The sequence below is a fragment of the Monashia sp. HAY1-2A genome (assembly GCF_056755315.1).
Genome location: NZ_JBNDHY010000684.1, coordinates 1 through 243, shown reverse-complemented (window position 1 = coordinate 243; position 243 = coordinate 1). Strand labels below are relative to the sequence as shown.

Here is a 243-nt window from a genome sequence, read left to right as displayed (position 1 = left end):
CATTGAAAGGAACCACCATGACCATCACCGAAAACGAGTCCGTCAACGACGTCGCAAACCTCGAGCGCACCAAGGTCCTCAACAACGGTGGGAAAGTGTCGCTGACCTTTTCCGATGCTGAGTTCGAACGCCGCCTCGCCGGCCTCCGCAGGATCATGGCCGAAAAGGACCTCGACGCCGTCGTCCTCACCAGCTACCACTCCATCAAGTACTACTCCGATTTCCTCTTCACCTACTTCGGCC

General features: G+C 57.2%; 1 protein-coding gene. It reads left to right on the top strand.

Annotated elements, in window-relative coordinates; genetic code table 11:
* Positions 1-17: 17 nt before the first annotated feature.
* Positions 18-243: aminopeptidase P family N-terminal domain-containing protein (locus ACPYOM_RS23535; RefSeq protein WP_481347835.1), on the top strand; the 226-nt coding region annotated here is incomplete at its 3' end.